Source organism: Halorubrum zhoui, from assembly GCF_051194155.1.
Lineage (GTDB): Archaea > Halobacteriota > Halobacteria > Halobacteriales > Haloferacaceae > Halorubrum.
On the sequence record NZ_JBLZNJ010000014.1, the window covers coordinates 1 to 1350 of the forward strand.

At 56.2% G+C, this 1350-nt stretch carries 1 protein-coding gene; it reads right to left on the reverse strand.

Annotated elements, in window-relative coordinates; genetic code table 11:
- Nucleotides 1-48: 48 nt before the first annotated feature.
- A partial coding sequence (locus ACNTAO_RS12460) for an RNA-guided endonuclease InsQ/TnpB family protein (RefSeq protein ID WP_435162428.1) occupies nt 49-1350 on the reverse strand: 1302 nt, incomplete at its 5' end.

The window sequence follows — 1350 nt, forward strand, 5'->3', positions numbered from 1 at the left end:
TTGACATCCACCCACGACTGAAGTCGTGGGATTCCTCTCGTGGGAGTCTCAGTCGGTCTGAGCTTCCCCGAGAGCGACATTCCCACTCGCTGTGGTACTCTGGGTTGTGCATTCCTCGTTGGCCGTTGTCTCCACTGCGACCGAGGGCGGGCTATGATCTTCCCGCCAACTGTGTTTGTTCCACTTGAGGTACACAGGCCGTGCCATCGACCCTACTGTGGTGTTCTGCTGTCTCAAAAACGATTCCGACGCCACCAAGTCAGCGTGTCCTTCAAACCCGCATATGCACGTCAACGAATCCCCGTGACGAACAGTCTCTTCACGCTTGCCACATTCAGGGCACTCCTGACTCGTCCACGCCTCGGATTCTTCCTCGAGCGTGATACCGTATTCTTCGCACACGTCTTCGAGGCGGTTGATGAACCGGCGGTACGCCCAGAAGTTGTGCGTTTTCTCGTTCACACGAGGCGACCAGTGCGTGTCGAGGACACCCGTGATGTCGCCAACGTACAGCGTTGAAACGCCTTCCTCGTGCACGCATTCAACGAGGTCACGCACAAGACTGTCTTGGGCGTGGTTGCGCTGGTTCGTGCGTTTTCGATACAAGCGGTCGATGCGCTTGCTGGACTCACGCTGGTCTTCGAGACGGGACTGATAGTGCGCGATTTGTTCCGTGAGTTCACGGAACTGCTCGAACAGGTCGCGTCCTTCGTATATGAATTGAGACCCGGTCGATACTGTGCAGGCGACGAGGTTGTTCGCGCCAACGTCCAGAGCGGCTTCTTCTGAAGCCAGTGGTGAGTCCAGTCGAGAATCATCGATAGTGACTGGTTGAAAAGCCCTGAACGCTTCGGCGGTTTCGTCGTACACAATTTCGAGCCGGTTCTGTTCGCCGCTCCACTTCGGGTCGCCTGCAATTTCAACACGAAGCCGCTGATTCCGACTTAACCCGAGTTCGTCTTTGAGTTTGGAGCCAATCGGCACTTCGAGCCGGGAACGGTTCCCGTATCGGATGGTGTACTGGTCGTTGCGAACGTAGGTACGCAGCACCCGTCCCTCTTCGTCGTTGCCCCAGTACCCCGGAGGTGACGGTTTCTCATCAAGTGTTCCGGCGTGGTACTTCTGGTTGAGGTCGAAGAACGACCGCCACGCTTCACTGTTTTTCCGAATGATTTGCTGGGCAACACTACTGCTGAGGACGGATTTGTATGTGCCTTCGAGACTGCCAGTGTCAGCATCCCAGACGCTTTCATCGTCTTCGAGGAAGGCTTGGCGGCGAGCGTAGTTCGTCTCGTTCCAGAGACTCGCAGAAGCATCCAACCATCGAACGAACACCTCACGCTCTTTGAC